This is a genomic window from Sphingomonas sp. (genome assembly GCF_041661825.1).
Classification (GTDB): Bacteria; Pseudomonadota; Alphaproteobacteria; order Sphingomonadales; family Sphingomonadaceae; genus Sphingomonas.
Map to the genome: position 1 here is coordinate 82,036 of NZ_JBAZTU010000007.1, position 14,471 is coordinate 96,506.

The following is a 14,471-nucleotide window of genomic DNA, read 5'->3' on the forward strand; positions in this document are numbered from 1 at the left end:
GCCACGGCACAGGCGTGCCGCACCGTCGGCGCAGATAGCGGCAAGAATTCATCGGCATCGGTCGATTTGGGGCTCCCGGCCCCTCGAACGCGCCGCAACCGTAACTATTTACACCCCGAACCGGTCGCGATCGCGGCCAAGGAGATCATCATGACCATCAACGGCGAAATGTTCATCGGCGCGCGTGCCGTACGCGGCACCCAGGGCGAGATCCGCGCGGTCCAGGCCGAGACCGGCAAGCCGATGGAGCCCGCATTCGGCGGTGCCACGCTCGAAGACCTCGACGCTGCCTGCGCCCTCGCCGATGCGGCGTTCGACACCTATCGCGAGACCTCGCCCGAGGATCGCGCCAAGTTCCTCGAGACCATCGCCGACAATATCATGGGCGTAGGCGACGACCTGATCGTGCGTGCCATGGCCGAGAGCGGCCTGCCGCGCGGCCGCCTCGAGGGCGAGCGTGGACGCACCTGCGGCCAGCTCCGCCTGTTCGCCCAGGTCGTGCGCGACGGCCATTATCTCGACGTGCGCATCGACCATGCCGATCCGGCCCGCGCGCCCGCGCCCAAGCCCGACCTGCGGCTGCGCAACATCGGCGTCGGCCCGGTCGCGGTATTCGGCGCGTCCAACTTCCCGCTCGCCTTCTCGGTCGCGGGTGGCGACACCGCCTCGGCGCTCGCTGCCGGCTGCCCGGTCGTGGCCAAGGCGCACAGCGCGCATCCCGGCACCTCGGAGCTGGTCGGCCGCGCCGTGCAGAAGGCAGTTGCCGATTGCGGCCTGCCCGAAGGCACGTTCTCGCTGCTCTATGATTCGGGCCGCACCATCGGTCAGGGCCTGGTCGCCGATGCGCGTATCAAGGCGGCTGGCTTCACCGGCTCGCGCGGCGGCGGCACGGCGCTGATGAAGATCGCGCAGAACCGCCCCGAGCCGATCCCGGTCTATGCCGAGATGAGCTCGATCAACCCCGTCATCCTGTTCCCGAACGCGCTGGCGGAAAAGGCTGAGGCGACCGCGAAGGCGTTCGTCGGGTCGCTCACGCTCGGTGCCGGCCAGTTCTGCACCAATCCCGGCCTGATCCTCGCGCTCGACGGCCCCGACCTCGATACCTTCGTCGCGGCAGCGGCCACCGCACTGGGCGACATGCCGGCATCGACCATGCTCACCCCGGGCATCGCCAAGGCGTACCAGACGGGCGTCGAGGCGATCGGCAGCCACAACACGGTGGAGACGGTCGCACGCGGCAAGCCGGGCCATCATTGCCAGGGCCAGGCAGGCCTGTTCCAGACCAGCGCAGCCGATTTCCTGACGCATCACGAGCTGCAGGACGAGATTTTCGGCGCTGCCTCGCTGATCGTGCGGTGCGCCGATCTGGCGTCGGTTACCGAGGTGGTCGATCATCTCGAAGGCCAGCTGACTGCGGCAATCCACATCGTCGAAGCGGATCATCCCGAAGCAGCGAAGCTGATCCCGCATCTTGAGCGCAAGGTCGGCCGCATCCTGGTCAACGGCTTCGGCACCGGCGTGGAAGTGGCGCATGCCATGGTCCATGGCGGTCCTTATCCCTCGACCGCCGATGGCCGCTCGACTTCGGTCGGCAGCAAGGCGATCGATCGCTTCCTGCGCCCGGTGTCGTACCAGGACCTGCCGGAGGGCCTGCTGCCGGCCGCGCTCAAGGAAGCAAACCCGCTGGGTATCGAGCGTCTCGTCGACGGCAAGCGTTGATGGCGCTGCGGCTGGTCGGCATTTCGGGAAGCCTGAGACGGCACTCCTTCAATGCCGGCCTGCTGCGCGCGGCGCGGGACGCGATGCCTGAGGGCGCGGCGCTGGCGATCCACTCGATCGTCGGCGTCCCACTCTATGATGCCGATGTCGAGGCGGAAGGCATTCCCGCCGCCGTCACCGTGTTGAAGGATGCGGTGGCCGCGGCGGACGGGTTGCTGCTCGTCACGCCCGAGTACAACAATGGCGTGCCCGGCGTGTTCAAGAACGCGATCGACTGGATGTCGCGGCCGAGTTCGGACATCGCGCGCGTGTTCGGCGGCAAACCCGTCGCCATGATCGGCGCGTCGCCCGGTAATTTCGGCACGATCCTCTCGCAAAATGGCTGGCTGCCGACCCTGCGCACGCTCGGCGCGGAGCTCTGGACCGGGCAGAGGCTGCTGGTCTCCGGCGCGGGCCAGGCCTTCGATGCCGAGGGCAATTTGATCGACGATGCCGTGCGGGCGAAGCTCGCGCGGTTCATGGCGGGGTTCGTCGCGTCCCTCTAGGATGGTGCCGCGGCAGGCCGAGGAAATGAGCCTGCCGCGACGTCCTCTTTATTCGTAGCGAAGCGCGCGGATCGGGCTCGTCCTTGCCACGCGATAAGCGTGGGCCGAGATCGTGCCGACCGCGATCAGCACCGCCAGCAGCCCGGCCAGCAGGAACGGCACCGGCGTCAGCGCGATCCGCGTGTCGAAGCCGTTCAGCCACCCGCGCATCACCCACCAGGCGATCGGCCAGGCGATCAAATTGGCGACCAGCACCGGCCGGCTGAACTGCCACACCAGCAGCTTCAAAATGTCCCGCGTGCGCGCCCCGAGCACCTTGCGGATGCCGATCTCCTTGGTGCGCCGTTCCGCCGTGAAGGACGCCAGGCCGAACAGGCCGAGGCAGCCGATCACCACCGCCAGGATGGCGAACATGCCGAACAGCTGGGCGCGTGCCTCGTCCGCATTGTAAAGGTCGCGGATGACGTCATCGACGAACTTCGCGCCGAACGGGATGTCCGGGACCTGGCGCTTCCAGATCGCTTCGATCTGGTCGTAGACTGCCTTGGGCGCCACGCCCTGGAAGCGCACGGCCATGCTGTAGAAGGTGTTGGTCTGATAGAAATAGAAGATCGGCTGAAGCGGATCGCGCGCCGAGCGATAGCGCACGTCGCTGACGATGCCGATCACCGTCGCCGGCACCTGGCCATATTCGGCCAGCGTCATGCCCGTCATGACCGTCTTGCCCAGTGCCGTCTGCGGGTCAGTGAAGCCGAGCCGCCGTGCCGCCTCCTCGCTCAGGATGATGTTGACGCCGCGCTGGACGAGCGCCCGCTCCGCCTCTGGAACCGCCGGCTGGGGCGTGGTCGCATCGTCGCGCGGCTGGTTCTCGGAGAAGGTGCGGCCGGCGACCAGCTTGATGCCCATCGTCTTGAAGAAGTCGGGATCGACACCGTAGATGCCGAGCGCGACGGGGTTGGTGCTGCCCGGCAAATTGACCGTGGTCACCGAGTTATTGCCCGGATTGACCCAGATGGTCGACCGCGCGGCGGAGGTGACGCCGGGGATCCGTCTGATCTCCTCCATCAAGGTACGCGACACCCGCTCCGCCTGGGGGCGGGCGATATTGCCGACCTGCAACAGGCCGTCGCGCTTGTACCCGGCGTCCGCCGTGCGGGCATAGACGGTCTGGGAATAGACGATCGCGGTGCAGATGATCAGGCCGATCGACACCGCGAACTGGCCGACGACCAGGACGTTGCGCAACAGGCCCGATCCTTCCGCATCGGCCGCCGATTTGTTGGCCTTGAGCACACGCGCCGGCTGAAAGCGCGACAGCACCAGCGCGGGATAGACGCCGCCGGCCAGGCCGACGAGCAGGGTCAGTCCGATCACCGGCAGCGCCAGGCCATCGAGTGCGAAATAGCGCAGCTCGATATCGGCCTTCAGAAAGGCGTTGAGAGCGGGCAGGGCCAGTTCGACCAGCGCCAGCGCGACGAGCATTGCGATGGCCGCGAGCAGGATCGATTCGCCGATGAACTGGGTGATGAGCTGCCCGCGGGTCGCGCCGAGCACCTTGCGCAGCGCCACTTCGCGGGCCCGCTGCGTCGCCCGGGCAGTGGCGAGGTTGGTGAAGTTCACGCACGCCATGCCAAGGATCAGCAGCGCGACGATGGCGAAGGTGATGATCGTCCCGCGATCGTTGCCCGGCCGCATCGATGCCATCTGCGCCGCGCCGAGATGGATGTCGCGGACATTGACCAGTTTCCAGTCCTGGTCGTCGCCGGCATTATATTTGCGGCTCCCGTCATTCTCGTCGGGGATGTTGCGCTTCTCCCAGGCCGGGAGCGCCGCATGGATCGCGCTCACATCGGCGCCGGGCTTGAGCCGGACGAAGTAATTGCCGCCCTGGCTGTTCCAGCTCGTGAGCACGGCAGGCACCCGGGCGAAAAAGGCACCCGGATCGAAGCGCGCGATCATGTTCATCGCCAGCGATGTGTTCTTCGGCAGGTCGCGGTACACGCCGGTGATCCTGTAGTCCGCGGTCATGTCGCCGGCAGTCAGGGTCAGGGTCCGGCCGACCGGATTGCCGGCGCCGAACAGTTTCTTCGCCTGGGTCTGGCTGAGCGTCATCGCGTGCGGATCGTCGAGCGCATGCGCCGGATCGCCATAGACGAAGGGCATTTCCAGCACGGAGAAGAGTGGCCCGTCCGTGAACACGCCGTCCTCGATGGTGGCCGGCTGCCCATCCTTGATGACCACCGCGTCGGTGTTCTTGACGTAGACGGCGTGCTCGACCTGCGGGAAGTCCTTCTTCAGCGCGACGCCCGAGACATAGCTCGTCACCTGCAGCTTCATGTCCTCGCCGCCCTGGGGCGTGGCATGGTAGAAATCCTGCAGTTCGTAAGTGCGGTCGGCATTGGGCAGCCAGCTGTCGTAGCTGAACTCATATTTCACGAAGCCGAGGATCAGCAGGCATGCGGCGATGCCCAGCGCCAGGCCGGCGATGTTGATGAAGGCATAAGCGCGGTTTTTGGCGAGCGCTCGGATGCCGACGGTCAGGTAATTGCGCCACATGGCTGATCTCCGGGTTTCGTTGCCGTTCAGGCGGCGCGGCGGTGCTGCTGCAGGATGCGCCCGTCGAGCATGTTGACGACGCGGCTGGCATAATCGGCATGTGCCGGGGAGTGCGTGACCATCACGATGGTCGATCCTTCCGCGTTCAGCTGCTGCAGCATGCGCATCACCTCGTCGCCATGATTGGTGTCGAGGTTGCCGGTCGGCTCGTCGGCCAGGATCAGCTTGGGTTCGGCGACGAGCGCGCGGGCGACGGCGACGCGCTGTTGCTGGCCGCCCGAGAGCTGACTCGGTCGGTGGCGGGCACGGTGCGCGATGCCGACCCGGTCCATCACGGCATCGGTGCGCCGCTTGCGTTCGGCGGCGGGCACGTCGTGATAGAGCAGGGCGAGTTCGACATTCTCGCGCACTGACAGCTCGTCGACCAGGTTGAAGCTCTGGAAGATGAAACCGATATTTGCCTTGCGCACTTCGGCGAGGCGGCTTTCGCCGAGGCCGGCGACTTCCTGCCCGTTGAACACATAGGAGCCGCTGCTGGGTGAATCGAGCATGCCCATGAGGTTGAGCAGGGTCGATTTGCCGCAGCCCGACGGGCCCATGATCGCAACGAACTCGCCATCGGCGATATCGAGGTCGATCGCATCGAGCGCGGTCGTCTCGATCGTGTCGGTACGGTAAGTCCGCGAAAGTGCGCGCATCTCGAGCATTGTTCAGTCCTTTCCTTTGGCCGTCAGGTCGAGACGGTCCTTGTCTGCGAAACCGGTATAGGGGGAGGTGATGACGTGCTCGCCGGGGTCGAGCCCTTCGAGCACCTCGATCGAATCGGGGTTGCGGCGGCCGAGGCGGACCGGGCGCTTCACCGCGCTGCCACCGTCGGGCGAGACCACGAACACCCAGTTGCCGCCCGTCTCGTTGTAGAAGGCGCCGGCCGGGATGAGTCGCGCGGGGGCGGGGTCGCCCAGGGTCAGTTTGGCCTGCATCGTCTGGCCGCGCTGGATATTGGCGGGTTCGGTGCCGAGGAACTGCAGGTCGACCTGGAACTGGCCGTTCTGCACCTGCGGATAGATCTTGGTCACGCGGGCAGCGAAGGTCTTGCCGTTCCAGTCGACGCTGGCTTTCTGGCCGAGCTGGACTCGGCCGAGATAGAATTCGTCGACGCCCGCCATCAGCTTGTTGCGGCCGGGGCTGTCGATCTGGCCAATCCGCTCGCCGCGCTGAAGCGACTGGCCGACCTGGATCGAGAAGCCCGAAAGCTGGCCGGCGACCGGCGCACGCAGGTTGAGCGCGTCGAGATTGGCGCGGGCCAGCTGCAGGCTCGATTGCATCGAAGCAGCGGAGGCGCGTTGCTGGGCGAGCTGGCTGCCCTGGAGCCGCTCGTCGGTCGCCTGGCTGCGGCGGGTCACGTCCATGCGCTTCTGCGCGGACATATACTCGTCGCGCGTATCGTTGAACTGCTTGCCCGAGACGAAGCCGCGCGTGGCGAGCGGCTGCTCGCGCTCATACTGCCGGCGCGCCTTGGTCGCGGCGAGATCGGCGTCGATCAGCGACCGCTCATTGGCCAGGCGGGTCTGGGCGAGCGCAAGCTCCTGGCTGCGCATATTGTTGATCTGCTGCTCGACCTCGGTCTGGCGGGCGAGCGTGGAGAGCTGAAGCTCGGCATTGGACAATTCGACGATCAGCTCGCCCTTGGCGAGGCTGGCGCCGTCCTCGGCGATCACCTTCTCGACCCGGCCGCCCTCGATCGCATCGAGATAGACGGTGAGGAGCGGGGTGACGCGAGCACGCAACGGAATGAAGTCCTCGAACTGGCCGGTGCGGACCGGCGAGATGGTCAGCCGGTCGGTCGCGACGGTCTGCGATCCGCCGCGCGGAGCAAAGAACCAGAAAGCGAGGATGGCGACCAACAACACCGCACCGCCAAGCGCGAACTTGGTGCGCGTCGAGAACTTCTTCGTCTCGACCGCGCGGTCCATCCCGCTACCCGTGACCGGACGGTCTCCGCCCGGCTGGTCACCCTTCATGCGTACGACACTCATCTGTGCTCCCCTGATCGGGCCATGCTCAGCAAGCGGCGTGCCAGCTTTGATGTCTCGGAACATCGCGGGTCAGGCCTCGCTCGAGTGTCCGGTTCCGGACAGTGACGTCCGGAACCGGACGCGAATCCGGGTCACGCGATCTGGCCGCTGACGAGCGAGGCGACGGTCACGACAGGCGCGGACGACGCGATGGTTAGGCAGGTGGTGATCGCGATCGCGGCGAGGGCGCTGAGGATCTGCGGGGTGAAAGTGAGTTTCATCGGTCTTCTCCTTGAATGTGCCGGGTTGGCAATGATCCGTTCAGCATGGCGCATGCCAAATGCAGAAACTGGCGGATTTGCGGGGATTCGTGACCGGGAGGGCAATCCTGGCACGGAAATTGACTGTCCGAATTCGCACGCGGATTGTACGGGAGCGGTCAATGGGGAAATCGGCGGACTTTGATCTCTGCGTCGTGGTGGACGACGATGAGGATATATTGACTGCCGCGCGGCTGTTGCTGCGCGGTCTGTTCAACGAGGTGGTGACGGCGCGTGCGCCCGACGAGGCGATCACGGCGATCGCCGGCCGGTCGGCCGACGTCGTGCTGCTCGACGCCAATTTCGCGCGCGGCGCGACGGACGCGGCGGAGGGGCTGGCCTGGCTCGACCGGCTGCTCGCGATCGACCCCGAACTGGTGGTGGTGATGATCACCGCGCATGCCGGGGTGAATGTTGCGGTCGAAGCGATGAAGCGCGGCGCGACCGATTTCGTGTCCAAGCCCTGGTCGAACGAACGCCTGCTCGCGACCGTGCGCACCGCCGCCTCGCTCCGCCGCTCGCGCCGCGCGGTCGCGGTGGAGAAGGCGCGCGTGGTCGCGATCACCGATACCAAGCCTGGCACCAGCACCCCGCTGATCGGCAAGTCGCCCGCCATGGCGCGCGTCCATTCGCTGATCGCCCGCGCCGCGCCGACCGAGGCGAACGTGCTCGTGCTGGGCGAGAACGGCACCGGCAAGGAGATCGTCGCGCGCGAGCTTCACGCCAGGTCGCTCCGTGCGCGTGCGCCGATGCTGACGGTCGATCTCGGCGCGATCGCGACCGAGCTGATCGATTCCGAGCTGTTCGGCCATGTGAAGGGTGCCTTCACCGATGCCCGGGCCGACCGCATCGGCCGGATCCAGGCGGCGGATGGCGGCACCCTGTTCCTCGACGAAATCGGCAATTTGCCGCTGCACCTCCAGCCCAAGCTGCTGACCGTGCTCGAACAGCGCCAGGTCACGCCGGTCGGTGCCAACCGTCCGATCCCGGTCGATATCCGGGTGATCGCCGCGACCAACATGACTCCGGAGACGATGCGCGACGACCGGCATTTCCGGCAGGATCTGCTGTTCCGGCTCAACACCGTCGAGATCGAGCTGCCGCCCCTGCGCGACCGGCGCGAGGACGTGGCGGCGCTCGTCACGCATTTCCTCGATCACTATGCCCGGCGCTACAACCGGCCCGCGCCTGAGCTGACCGCCGGCGCACGGGCGGCGCTCAGCGCGCATGACTGGCCGGGCAATGTCCGCGCGTTGCGCCACGCGATCGAGCGCGCGGTGATCCTGGCGGGCGACGCCCCGCTCGAGGCGGAGGATTTCCCGCTCGGCGCGCCCTCGGCGCCGCGTGTCGCGCCCGAGGCAGTGGTCGCCCCGGCCGCGTCGGAACTCAACCTGGAAAAGGTCGAGCGGCGGCTGGTGGAAGAGGCGCTGAAGAAGAACGGCTACAACATCTCGATGGCAGCGACCGAACTCGGCCTGTCGCGCGCGGCGCTATACCGGCGGATGGAGAAGCATGGGCTTTGATCGCCGCTTCACGCTGATCCTTGGATTGTGGATTGGGGCGCTGCTGGTCGCGCTGGCCGGGTTCATCTGGTCGTTCGAGGTCGAAGGGCTGGGCGCGGCGCGGATCGTCGCCGGGCTGATCGTGCTGTCCGCGGCGGGCGGGCTGTGGAACCATGTCGATCGCACCAACCGCACCGTCGCGCGCTTCGTCGAGGCGCTGAACAGCAAGGATTTCGCCACCCGCTTCGATGGACGCGGCGGTGCCGGCTTCAGCGAGCTGGGTGGGGCGATGGATGCCGCGATGCGCGGGCTCCAGGAGGAGCGCGACCGCTCCGCGCGCGAGATGCGCTATCTTGAGGCGCTCGTCGATGACATGCCGGTAGCGCTGCTGACGATTGATGAAGCGCACGGCGTGACCCCCGCCAACAAGGCGGCGCGGCGGCTGTTCAGCCGGCACCAGGGCGTTCGGCCGGAAGCCTATGCCGTTTATGGCGCGACCTTCGCCTCGCGGCTGGATGTCGATGGCGAGACGCGGCAGGAACTGCTGATCCTGCGCATGCCCGGCGGTCCGCAGCGCGCGATCGTGCGCTCGGCCTCGCTCGAACGCCTCGGCCTGCGCATCCGGGCGGTCACGGTCGAGCCGGTCCAGGGCACGCTCGATACGGTCGAGATGGCGGCGCAGACTGATCTCGTCCGCGTGCTGACGCATGAGATATTGAACTCGCTCACCCCGGTGACCTCGCTCGCCGGGACGGCGGAGATGCTGCTCGACGCCGAGCCGCCCGACGTGGCGGATGCGCGCGTCGCGGTGACGACCCTGTCGCGCCGCGCCGAGGGGCTGCGGCGTTTCATCGACAGCTATCGTGCGGTCTCGCACGCGCCGACTCTGCGCCGTCGCCCGTTCGAGGCCGCACCCTTCGTCGCCGAACTGGCCAAGCTGTTCGCCGCCGAATGGGTCGATGTGCCGCTGACGCTCGAAGTACAGCCGGACGTCACGCTCGATGCTGACCCCGATCTGCTGGCGCAGGTGCTGATCAACCTGCTGCGCAATGCGGCTGAGGCAGCGCACCGCGGCACCAGCGCGCATTGGGTGCGGCTCTCGCTGTCCCATGTCGCCGGCCGTGTCTGGATCGAGGTGGAGGACAGCGGCACCGGCGTGCCGGAGAATCTGCGCCGCGATATCTTCCTGCCCTTCTTCACTACCCGCGCCGAGGGCACCGGGGTCGGACTCAACCTGGCGCGGCAGGTCGTGGTGGCGCATGGCGGCTCGATCGACATCGCCGACGGCCGTACCGGCGGCGCCCTGTTCCGCATCATCCTTTAGGCAGTCTCGCCAGCACCCGGTACCGGGTGCTGGCGTGGACATGGATCGGGCTGATTTACTTCTTCACGAGGTTCGGTGCGGTGAAGCTGCCGTCGGTCGTGTTGCCATCCAGGTAGTTGTCGCCATAGCTTTTCATCGCCGTGTTGAACATCGCGATGCCGGTGGCGTTGTCGGTGATCGACGTGTTGGCGACGCGAACGGTAGACCCCGGCCCGCTGGCAATGACGCCGTAGTAGGTATTGTGCGTCACGACCGAGTCCCGCAGGAAAAGCTGCGAGGTGCCGGTATTGACCGGGCTCGTGACCAGGATGCCCGTGCTATCGTTCGAGAAGACGGTGTTGCTGACCGTGGCGTTGATCGACGAGCCGACAATCCCGGTCGTGTCCAGCTTCAGGCCGAAATTGATATTATCGGAGACCAGGCTGTTGGTGATCGTCACTTTCGCCGAGAAGCCGGCTGCCGGATTGATCAGGATGCCGCCGGTGTTCGCGTTGCTCGCCACGCCGGACTCGGAGATCGTCACATTGTCGAGGAACAGCTGGCCACTGGCGTTGCTCGGCGAGAAGTTGACCCCATAGCCGTTGCGGAAACCGCGGATCTTGGTGTTGCGGATGTGAACGGCGGCGGCGTTCAGGATGTAGAGGCCATTGACACCGGCCGATCCGGTCTGGCCAAGGCCCTCGAAATCGAAGCCACTGATATGCACGACGGCATTCGTGCTGTTGATGATGAAGCCGTTGGTCGCCGCGACCAGGACGCCGCTTTCTGTACTGTCGCAGATCAGCGAAATCGACTTGGTGATCGTCAGCGAGCCGAAGCCGCCCGGATCGAGGCAGTTGATCTCACCGCCCGCGGCCGTTTTTGCGATCGCGCCCTGGAAGGTCTTGCACGGCGCCGTGCGGCTGCATGGATTGACGTCGTCGCCGACGCCGGAAATCCACGTCCGCGTCGCCTGAGCTGATACCGGCGCTGCATAGAAAAGCGAAGTCGCGCAGAGCGTTACAAGCAGTAGCGCAAGACGATTCCAGGTCGATTTCATGTTATCCTCCCCCCATCGTGCCGAAGATCGGCAAAAGGAGGCGCGATATTAGCGAACTTCAGGGTTAACGACGACTCGAATTTTCGTCCCGGGACGTGTCAATTCTGCCCTGGGTTCAATGCAGTGGGCTTCCATGCCGGGCCGGTTCGAGACACCGGAAGCAACCGAGTATCGAGACCGGCTTCCGGCCGTTTGGCCGCGCCGACACGGAAGTGCCTTTTCGCCGATGATCGCCCGTTGCGTCAGGCGGTAGCGCGCTTCGCCTTCTTCGCGGGAGTCGGCGTGGCGGCCGGTGCGGCCGCTGCCGATGTCGCGGCGACCTTGGCGGCAAGCGCGCGGTTGCGCCGCTTGTTGGCGGTGCGGAGCTGACCCATCGAAAATCCTGTCATGCATGAGGCGCCGCAATGCCGGTATTGGCAGCGGCGATAGCGCCCCCGGCTTGGTCACGATCGGCGCGGCAAGACAAGTTTTATCGAGGAAAGCAATGCCGCGGATCACGAGCCCGCGCCGATTTCCCGAGGATCCGCCGGAAATCCTTCGCATGGCTGACGAGATGGGCCTTGTCGAAACAGGCGACTGCGCCGCGCGCCACCGCTTCCTGCGCGGTGTCGCTGCCGTCACGCGTATGGGAGGATACGACCAGCACCGGGGCATGCGGGCTCGCGGCCAGCTCGTCGAGAAAGCTCATGCCATCGATCCCCGGCATGGCGAGGTCGAGCGTGATCACGCTCGGCCGAAGTTCAGCGATCAGCGCCCGCGCCGTATCGACGTCGCTGGCCGAGCCGACCACCCGCCAGTCCCTGTCGGCCGACAGCATCTCTTCGATGATTGCCCGCACGGTAAGCGAATCATCGATGATCAGCACGCCGCCGGGAGCAAAGCCAGTCATTGGCTGGATATCCCGGTGTCGCGCATGGTCGCATCGACCAGCGCCCAATAGCCGCTTTCGTCACCGGGATCGCGTCGGCCTGGCAGGTCGGCCGCGCCGTTCTGCTTCCTGCCAAATCGATAATGCAGCCATAAAAGATGCAGGCGCGCCATAGTCCACTCCCGCGGGAAGGATTACGGTCGTTCCCTTGCCGCATGAATAGCCCCGGGCGTCGGGCCGGCGTAGTGGGGGGATATACATGCGGGAATATACATAAGGCCGGCGCAACGTGCCGGTAACGCGCGTGCGTCATTTAGCTGCATCGCATCGCGAGCCCCCCGGATCAGGCCCGGATTGGGTACGTGTTTTTCCCGAGAGGATGGAACGTGCGCGAGCGATTATGTTTGTTCCGGGGAATTACACCCATCGAGATCGGCGATAGCGTGGCGGCAAAGGAATTGATTGTCCTGATCGTGCGGGACGGTGGGTTGCGGAGCGCGCTGATCGCGCGCCTGTCGCTCCAGGGCGAGAGCCTGGTCACGCTCGACGCCGATCCGGAAGATCCCAAGGTCCACCGCATCGCCCCGGCGCCCCGCATCCTGGTGATCGACAAGGCAGTGCTGGGCGAACGGCTGGCGACGGTGGTTGCCAGCAATCACTGGCGCGGCGTCATTGCGCTGGCCGAGGATGTCGAAGAGGCTGAAGCCGGAGACCCGCTCTGCATCGTCCCGCGCGGTCAGGCGCTGGCCGGCGTGACCGAGGCGCTGGGACGTTGGCGCCTTTCGCGCGACGGATAATGGGTCAGGGCTGGGGGATCATCCCCGCGGCAAAGGCGATGCGCAATGCTTCGGGCAGGCTCCTGACGCCCAGCTTGGTCATCAGGTTGGCGCGGTAGATCTCAACGGTGCGCGGGCTGATATCGAGCTCATAGGCGATCACCTTGTTGGCCCTGCCTTCGATCAGCCCCATCAGCACGTCGCGCTCGCGCGGCGAGAGTGCGTCGATCTTCGCTCTGGCAGTTTCGGCGTGCGCGATGGCGGCGCTGTCCTGGGCGAGGCGCGAAAAGGCCGCATCGACCGTGCGCAGCAGGGTCTCGGCCTCATAGGGTTTTTCGATGAAGTCCAGCGCCCCTGCCTTCATCGCCTGCACTGCCAGCCCGACATTGCCCTCTCCGGTCAGGATCACCGAGGCGAATTTCTTCGGGTCGGTTTCCTGCAGCGCGTTGAGCACTTCGATCCCGTTCGACCCGGGCATGTGGAAATCGAGCAGCAGCACACCAGGGTCCAGATCGCCCGCGCTCGCCAGGAACAGGTCGCCGCTGCGGAAGCTGCGGACCAGCAGGTCCGACTGCAACGACAACAGGCTGTGCAGGGATGCGCGGACGGCATCGTCATCGTCGACAAGATAGATGCTACGAGTCATGGCTCGATCTCCTCCAGCGCTTGCGGTGTGAAACGGTCGATTGCCCCGCGCGCGGCGAGCCCTGCGCAACGATGTGCGCCGGGATCGCCGGCGACGCAGGGGGCAATGACGATGTCGTGCGGATCGGCCGGCCGGACCGACTGGGCCGCGCTGAAGGCGCTGGGCGTGCTGCAGGGCGTAGCTTCAACCTGACGGCACCTCTCTCCCGTGCGAACATGTCAACGAACATCAATAACAGACCTGAAACAAAACGCCACAGATCGCGGTTTCGACGCGCGGATCGAAAAATAGAACCAGAATGAAGGTTTATTGCGGCGCATTATAGTTAGCGCTACGTTAACGATTCCTTCGTCGAGTCACCGTCGGCGCTAGCCAGAAAAATAATCTCAGGCGTGTGAAATACGAAGTATTACTTCACGCTTCTGCGTCGGTCGAGAAAGGCAATCCAGAACGTGCCAGTATAACGCAATCGTGGTGATGTGCAGGAAGTCGGTAATAAGCGAAGTGCCGATGCCGTTTCTCGACGACGACGCTGTCCGATCGCCGCTCTTCGATTGATTTACATCAATGTCTTGCCACGCGATCCTAAATCCTGTGGGCACGGTCCGCCATTTCGCCTCCGCCGACTCAGCGGACCGGATCATGTCGCGGCCGCAGCGCCGGCACTTGCTGAACTCGAGGCCCTGGTTGCGGAGCGCCCGCGGCGCGGCGGCGTGGGTCGACAGACGGCAGAGCAGGGACATGACATTTCTCGATATGAACTTTGAGGTGGAGCGACGCGAGCTTGGTCAGCTCGGATGGGCCGCGGGAAAGGACGTATTCGAGATCCCAGATCTCGAAGCGCTGGCCGGTGGCGACGAGCAATACTGAATCGCCGATCTGTCCGCGTTCGCGCATCAGCGGGCCAAGCGTCATCATGCCGTCCGGTGCGAGCGCGATCTCCTCGACAAAGCCGAAGGTCCGGCGGAGGCGGGTGTAATGCGCCTCCAGGTTGGAGCCGATGAACGCCGCACGGCGCGTGTCGAAATCCCATTGCTGCTGGGCGGCGAAGGCGCGGTCATACACGACCAGGCAGCGCGATTCCTCGTGCAGCCCGACGAACATCTGGCCGCCCAGCGATCGCTGTCGGGCCGTTTCGTGGAAGCCGCGCGGCAGGAGAAT

15 protein-coding genes are annotated in these 14,471 nt (G+C 65.8%); 5 read left to right on the forward strand and 10 right to left on the reverse strand.

Features of this window, described 5'->3' with window-relative positions; translation table 11 throughout:
• Window positions 1-150 precede the first annotated feature (150 nt).
• Complete coding sequence (locus WC729_RS27750; RefSeq protein ID WP_372857919.1) at window positions 151-1,719, forward strand: aldehyde dehydrogenase (NADP(+)); 1,569 nt, start codon at window positions 151-153, stop codon at window positions 1,717-1,719.
• On the forward strand, window positions 1,719-2,264 hold the full coding sequence (locus tag WC729_RS27755; protein ID WP_372857920.1) for an NADPH-dependent FMN reductase: 546 nt from the start codon (window positions 1,719-1,721) through the stop codon (window positions 2,262-2,264). Before WC729_RS27750 ends, WC729_RS27755 begins: the two co-directional genes overlap by 1 nt.
• Window positions 2,265-2,312: 48 nt before the next feature.
• Here the strand turns inward: WC729_RS27755 and WC729_RS27760 are convergent, their stop codons facing one another.
• The 4 genes from WC729_RS27760 to WC729_RS27775 form a co-directional block, all read right to left on the reverse strand.
• On the reverse strand, window positions 2,313-4,820 hold the full coding sequence (locus WC729_RS27760) for an ABC transporter permease (RefSeq protein WP_372857921.1): 2,508 nt from the start codon (window positions 4,818-4,820) through the stop codon (window positions 2,313-2,315).
• A 26-nt stretch (window positions 4,821-4,846) separates the two neighbouring features.
• Window positions 4,847-5,527, reverse strand: a complete 681-nt coding sequence (locus WC729_RS27765; RefSeq protein ID WP_372857923.1) for an ABC transporter ATP-binding protein — start codon at window positions 5,525-5,527, stop codon at window positions 4,847-4,849.
• Window positions 5,528-5,530: 3 nt separating this feature from the next.
• Window positions 5,531-6,856, reverse strand: coding sequence for an efflux RND transporter periplasmic adaptor subunit (locus WC729_RS27770; RefSeq protein WP_372857924.1), 1,326 nt, complete (start codon window positions 6,854-6,856; stop codon window positions 5,531-5,533).
• A gap of 131 nt (window positions 6,857-6,987) precedes the next feature.
• Window positions 6,988-7,116, reverse strand: coding sequence for a hypothetical protein (locus WC729_RS27775; RefSeq protein ID WP_372857925.1), 129 nt, complete (start codon window positions 7,114-7,116; stop codon window positions 6,988-6,990).
• Window positions 7,117-7,277: 161 nt separating this feature from the next.
• Between WC729_RS27775 and WC729_RS27780 the strand changes: the two genes are divergently transcribed.
• Both WC729_RS27780 and WC729_RS27785 read left to right on the forward strand, forming a co-directional pair.
• Window positions 7,278-8,678, forward strand: coding sequence for a sigma-54-dependent transcriptional regulator (locus tag WC729_RS27780; RefSeq protein WP_372857926.1), 1,401 nt, complete (start codon window positions 7,278-7,280; stop codon window positions 8,676-8,678).
• Window positions 8,668-9,981, forward strand: a complete 1,314-nt coding sequence (locus WC729_RS27785; protein ID WP_372857927.1) for a PAS domain-containing sensor histidine kinase — start codon at window positions 8,668-8,670, stop codon at window positions 9,979-9,981. Before WC729_RS27780 ends, WC729_RS27785 begins: the two co-directional genes overlap by 11 nt.
• Window positions 9,982-10,036: 55 nt before the next feature.
• Here the strand turns inward: WC729_RS27785 and WC729_RS27790 are convergent, their stop codons facing one another.
• The 4 genes from WC729_RS27790 to WC729_RS27805 form a co-directional block, all read right to left on the reverse strand.
• Window positions 10,037-11,020 (reverse strand): hypothetical protein, encoded by a 984-nt coding sequence (locus WC729_RS27790; protein WP_372857928.1) that lies wholly within the window; start codon window positions 11,018-11,020, stop codon window positions 10,037-10,039.
• A gap of 242 nt (window positions 11,021-11,262) precedes the next feature.
• The gene (locus tag WC729_RS27795) at window positions 11,263-11,409 is read right to left on the reverse strand and encodes a hypothetical protein (protein WP_372857929.1); all 147 of its coding nucleotides are present in this window, start codon (window positions 11,407-11,409) and stop codon (window positions 11,263-11,265) included.
• An 80-nt stretch (window positions 11,410-11,489) separates the two neighbouring features.
• Window positions 11,490-11,909, reverse strand: a complete 420-nt coding sequence (locus WC729_RS27800) for a response regulator (protein ID WP_372857931.1) — start codon at window positions 11,907-11,909, stop codon at window positions 11,490-11,492.
• Window positions 11,906-12,061, reverse strand: a complete 156-nt coding sequence (locus WC729_RS27805; RefSeq protein ID WP_372857933.1) for a hypothetical protein — start codon at window positions 12,059-12,061, stop codon at window positions 11,906-11,908. Before WC729_RS27805 ends, WC729_RS27800 begins: the two co-directional genes overlap by 4 nt.
• 270 nt (window positions 12,062-12,331) lie before the next feature.
• On the opposite strand from WC729_RS27805, the gene WC729_RS27810 reads away from it, so the two are divergent.
• On the forward strand, window positions 12,332-12,685 hold the full coding sequence (locus WC729_RS27810; protein WP_372857934.1) for a hypothetical protein: 354 nt from the start codon (window positions 12,332-12,334) through the stop codon (window positions 12,683-12,685).
• A 4-nt stretch (window positions 12,686-12,689) separates the two neighbouring features.
• On the opposite strand, the gene WC729_RS27815 is transcribed toward WC729_RS27810, so the two are convergent.
• Window positions 12,690-13,310 carry a response regulator transcription factor gene (locus WC729_RS27815; protein WP_372857935.1) on the reverse strand — a complete coding sequence of 207 codons (621 nt, stop codon included), beginning with the start codon at window positions 13,308-13,310 and terminating at the stop codon, window positions 12,690-12,692.
• 627 nt (window positions 13,311-13,937) lie between these two features.
• On the reverse strand, window positions 13,938-14,414 hold the full coding sequence (locus tag WC729_RS27820) for a division/cell wall cluster transcriptional repressor MraZ (protein WP_372857937.1): 477 nt from the start codon (window positions 14,412-14,414) through the stop codon (window positions 13,938-13,940).
• Window positions 14,415-14,471 lie beyond the last annotated feature (57 nt).

Coding starts and splice junctions, on each gene's coding strand:
- WC729_RS27750 (WP_372857919.1), top strand. CDS start 151: ATGACCATCAACGGCGAAATGTTCATCGGCGCGCGTGCCGTACGCGGC.
- WC729_RS27755 (WP_372857920.1), top strand. CDS start 1,719: ATGGCGCTGCGGCTGGTCGGCATTTCGGGAAGCCTGAGACGGCACTCC.
- WC729_RS27760 (WP_372857921.1), bottom strand. CDS start 4,820: ATGTGGCGCAATTACCTGACCGTCGGCATCCGAGCGCTCGCCAAAAAC.
- WC729_RS27765 (WP_372857923.1), bottom strand. CDS start 5,527: ATGCTCGAGATGCGCGCACTTTCGCGGACTTACCGTACCGACACGATC.
- WC729_RS27770 (WP_372857924.1), bottom strand. CDS start 6,856: ATGAGTGTCGTACGCATGAAGGGTGACCAGCCGGGCGGAGACCGTCCG.
- WC729_RS27775 (WP_372857925.1), bottom strand. CDS start 7,116: ATGAAACTCACTTTCACCCCGCAGATCCTCAGCGCCCTCGCCGCGATC.
- WC729_RS27780 (WP_372857926.1), top strand. CDS start 7,278: ATGGGGAAATCGGCGGACTTTGATCTCTGCGTCGTGGTGGACGACGAT.
- WC729_RS27785 (WP_372857927.1), top strand. CDS start 8,668: ATGGGCTTTGATCGCCGCTTCACGCTGATCCTTGGATTGTGGATTGGG.
- WC729_RS27790 (WP_372857928.1), bottom strand. CDS start 11,020: ATGAAATCGACCTGGAATCGTCTTGCGCTACTGCTTGTAACGCTCTGC.
- WC729_RS27795 (WP_372857929.1), bottom strand. CDS start 11,409: ATGACAGGATTTTCGATGGGTCAGCTCCGCACCGCCAACAAGCGGCGC.
- WC729_RS27800 (WP_372857931.1), bottom strand. CDS start 11,909: ATGACTGGCTTTGCTCCCGGCGGCGTGCTGATCATCGATGATTCGCTT.
- WC729_RS27805 (WP_372857933.1), bottom strand. CDS start 12,061: ATGGCGCGCCTGCATCTTTTATGGCTGCATTATCGATTTGGCAGGAAG.
- WC729_RS27815 (WP_372857935.1), bottom strand. CDS start 13,310: ATGACTCGTAGCATCTATCTTGTCGACGATGACGATGCCGTCCGCGCA.
- WC729_RS27820 (WP_372857937.1), bottom strand. CDS start 14,414: ATGTTCGTCGGGCTGCACGAGGAATCGCGCTGCCTGGTCGTGTATGAC.